This window comes from Moorena sp. SIO2C4 (assembly GCF_010672485.1).
Classification (GTDB): domain Bacteria; phylum Cyanobacteriota; class Cyanobacteriia; order Cyanobacteriales; family Coleofasciculaceae; genus Moorena; species Moorena producens.
Genome location: NZ_JAAHGN010000697.1, coordinates 1 through 4,054 on the forward strand (window position 1 = coordinate 1; position 4,054 = coordinate 4,054).

Sequence of the window (4,054 nt, forward strand, 5' to 3'; positions counted from 1 at the left end):
TATCAGCTATCAGCTATCAGCTATCAGCTATCAGCTATCAGCTATCAGCTATCAGCTATCAGCTATCAGCTATCAGCTATCAGCTATCAGCTATCAGCTATCAGCTATCAGCTATCAGCTATTAGCTTATGGGTCACAGGCTTCTAGCCTGTGCCACGGTACTGTTCGCGCAGCACCTCAAGTAGCGCAATCGGTGCTTTTGAATAAAATAAGCTGACCGCTGACTGCTGACTGCTGACTGCTGAATGCTTACCTTCTGACTTCCCTACTCCCTACTCCCTACTCCCTACTCCCTACTCCCTACTCCCTAGCTAATGCTATAACATTTCCATTTGAGATGTGAACATAAAATTAAACCTTTTAGGTAACACGGAACTCGGTATCTGCTAACAGGGGTAAAGAATACCGAGTTTTTTTAATTATAAAAAAATCACGTTCTCGGTTTACAAATCATTTGTAAAATCTCTAATAATGGCTAATTATTAGAGATTTTTATAATTTTTATTTTGGTAAAGAATTTAAGTTTTATTAAAATTTTAGGTATTTGTGGAAAAAATCGATTAATTAGGATACAGTTTAATTGACTTGAAGGGCTAAAATTATCAAGCTAAATCCGTTGAAGATAGTCTAAATGCTACCGGGGTGAAAATCTGCCATTAGATTGATCAGCTATGGACTGTGAACCAAATTTTAGAATGGTATTTGGAACCAGTACTATATCTCAAATCACTAATGAAAACCCTCAATTCCCTTATTAAGGTAGATTTAGGGGGATTATTGAAATATAAAAGACTTGGTTTTACGTTTTTATTGCGTAATTAATTAATCTTAATAATTTCAGCAATTTATTGGGCTTTATTAACGATAATTAGATTTTAAGCTGAAAAAGCTAATTACTAAACCATAATAGCTAAAACTTAGCTACATATAGTGAGGGAGCAAGCCTTGCGCCCCTACAATTAGGCTTGAGCAACGGATGCCAGAGTAATTTCTGAACTGCAATGGCTCATCAAGGGGAGTCAAGAAACTACTGCATCAGTTTCTAGTGATTGCATCTACGCGCAATAGTTATTTGAGAAATTAATTATGAGTTTGGATGGCACAATCTCTAAGACAATGTCTAAGTGTTCAGTTGGCGATATCTCCGAAATTGACAGCCAATCAGTGGATTGCAAAGCCTTGGGTGGCAACAAGCAAAAGCTGTTTTCCTATGTTGCTTATGGTTTGGGAATCCACTCGGCGCTACCAATCCCAGAGTTTATCCCAGCAGAAGTAGAGTGTGATGTTACGATTCACATTCAGAGTAATGATTACAGTACGGGATGCGTTCGCGTAGCGTCGGCTGAGGCCGTAGGCCACGCTACGCGATCGCCGAATCGCAAAATCAGTGACTACATTCCAAAGGAAGTTATCCAGCAGCCGATGGCTTTCCAGTTGAGTCGAGATGAGGCAGTGATTTATCTCAAAGACACAGGGCTGTTTCTGGTACAGGGGGGAAACACGATTATAATCATTCCCGCAGCAGGAGCCTGCCTGAGCCGCATTCAAACGGCTCTAGTGGGAACTGTGATGGCGATTCTGCTTTATCAGCGGGGATTGTTGGTGCTACATGCCAGTGTAGTCAATATTAATGGTGGTGCGGTTGTTTTCTTGGGTAATTCCGGTGAAGGTAAGTCTTCAATTGCTGCTGCACTCCATACTCAGGGATACAGAATCATCACTGATGATGTTGCACCTGTGAGATTGGATCAGGGGAAAGCGAAAGTTGCTCCTAGCTTTCCTCAAATTAAACTAAGTCGAGAAGTAGCTAAGGTTTTGGGATATGACCAGGATAAGCTGGGTCTGCTGGTACCGAAGTTAAATAAACCTGGCTATCTGTTAAATCAGGATTTTACCCAAGCGCTACTACCAATCCGGTGCATCTATGTACTGGTTTCAGGTTCACAGTTGAGTATTAAGCGTCTGAAACTTCAGGAGGCGGTGATGGAACTATCCCATCACTCCCGTCTAAACAGTTTATTTGACTCTGAGAAAGCATCCCATCTTCTTCAGTGTGCTCAGCTTGCCAATCAGTGTAGTGTTTATCGTCTCCAGCGACCTCGTAACTTGGCTTTGTTGCCTGAGTTAGGGAGGTTGGTGGCAGAACACCAATTTATACAAGGCAAAATGTAACAGGTAACAGGTAATATAATAAATTACCCAAAGCCCCATTATCCATTACTCAAAAAAACTTCAAGCTCCTAATCAACTGTTATCAAAAACTGTAATCAACCCCTTCAATTTAGTTGAAGGGGATTAGCGTCATCTGTCCGACGTAATATCTGGCGAATTTACGCCTAAACTCGCCTCTTGAAAACTATGGTACTCTGGTTTTGATGTCTGAGTGGAAGGCATATATATCTTGCTCCCCAATGCTGGTGTAGAGGTAGTTGCTGTCTGTTTTGGACTAAATTTAATCAGCTGTAGGACTAATGAAAATCGCTACCTGGAACGTCAACTCAATTCGGAGTCGCCAAGCTCAAGTAATAGATTGGTTGCAACGTACCCAAGTAGATGTGCTTTGCCTGCAAGAAACTAAAGTAGTTGATGCCCAGTTTCCGCGATCGCTTTTTGAAGAATTGGGTTATTACCTTTATATTTCTGGGCAAAAATCCTATAACGGTGTAGCCATCTGTAGCCGGAAACCAGCTACAGACGTAAGTATGGGCTTTGCTGCCGTGTTGGATACAGCTCAGGTGGGGGACCTAGATGAACAAAAGCGAGTGATTAGCGCTACAGTAGACGGCGTCCGCATTGTTAACCTATATGTTCCCAATGGGGCTTCGGTCAACAGTGAGAAGTACGACTACAAGCTGCGTTGGCTGAAGATACTGCGGGACTATTTACACAGTATCCTAGAAGAACAGTCCCATGAACTTTGTGTATGTGGGGACTTTAATATTGCCCTAGAAGACCGGGATATCCATAATCCTAAAGGCAAAGAAAAGCACATCATGGCTTCCCCAGTAGAACGTCAAGCCCTACAATCTGTCTTAGACCTAGGTTTAGGGGATGCCTTTCGCAAATTTACCAAAGAAGGGGGTAATTTTAGTTGGTGGGACTATCGCACCCGTGCCTTTCGGGGTAATCGGGGTTGGCGGATTGACCATATCTACCTAACCCCCAATCTTTACAATCAAGCGATTAGTTGTACCATTGACATAGAACCGAGAAAACTAGATAAACCTAGCGACCATTCCCCTGTAATCGTTAACTTATAGTCAAGTTTTAACGGCAAAAGCCATTCAGCTATCAGCTATCAGCCGTCAGCCGTCAGCTTTTGAATAAAAGCACCTCAAGTAGCACCATCTTTAGCGCATAAGCTGATAGCTGATAGCTGAATGCTTACACAACTGAAATAAATAATTAACCATTAAACTTAATAATTATAGCAGTCGAAGTAAAGGTTAAGAAATGTTTCTGTTCCCAGATCCGCTGTTCCCAGATCCGCTGTTCCCTAAAACCGATAACTTTGTACTCACCAAATTGACAACTGCTATATAACAATTAACTACCTTTAAGCACACCATCAATAGCCTGCAATAATTCCTTAGCGGTGTAAGGCTTAGACAAAAAGGTCTTAACCCCAGCTTCAGCCGCCGCATCGACTTTATCACTGATAGGCAACCCACTGATGCCAATAATTTTGAGCTGCGAGTTAATTTCTCGCAATTGAAGGATGGTTGTTGGTCCATCCATAACCGGCATCATCATATCCATCAGCACCAATCTAATGTCATCCTGATGTTGCCTATAGAGTGCGATCGCTTCCCTACCATCCCTGCTAGTCATCACCCGATAGCCATAGTTTTCTAAGGAAGTCTTGGTAATCTCACCAATAGCAGCTTCGTCATCCACCACTAAAATCAACTCACCGTTTCCTGTCGGTAGTTCTAGTTCTTCCTCGGAAGGAATTGGGAAGTGTTCTACTGCTGGCAAATATACTTTAAAGTTAGTACCTACGCCCAATTCACTATACACATTTACAAAACCGCCGTGACTTTTCACAATACCA

The 4,054-nt window shown here is 42.1% G+C and carries 4 protein-coding genes; 3 read left to right on the forward strand and 1 reads right to left on the reverse strand.

The annotated features are described in order from the left end of the window. The 3 genes from F6K20_RS27400 to xth form a co-directional block, all read left to right on the forward strand. A partial coding sequence (locus F6K20_RS27400; protein WP_502708885.1) for a hypothetical protein occupies positions 1-217 on the forward strand: 217 nt, incomplete at its 5' end. Positions 218-1,116: 899 nt separating this feature from the next. After that, positions 1,117-2,172: a P-loop NTPase family protein gene (locus F6K20_RS27405; RefSeq protein WP_008186039.1), complete on the forward strand. Its 1,056-nt coding sequence runs from the start codon at positions 1,117-1,119 to the stop codon at positions 2,170-2,172. 299 nt (positions 2,173-2,471) lie between these two features. Beyond that, the gene (gene xth, locus F6K20_RS27410; RefSeq protein WP_287251384.1) at positions 2,472-3,260 is read left to right on the forward strand and encodes an exodeoxyribonuclease III; all 789 of its coding nucleotides are present in this window, start codon (positions 2,472-2,474) and stop codon (positions 3,258-3,260) included. 286 nt (positions 3,261-3,546) lie between these two features. On the opposite strand, the gene F6K20_RS27415 is transcribed toward xth, so the two are convergent. Continuing rightward, positions 3,547-4,054 (reverse strand): response regulator (locus F6K20_RS27415; RefSeq protein ID WP_287296773.1); only part of this gene is annotated, 508 nt, incomplete at its 5' end.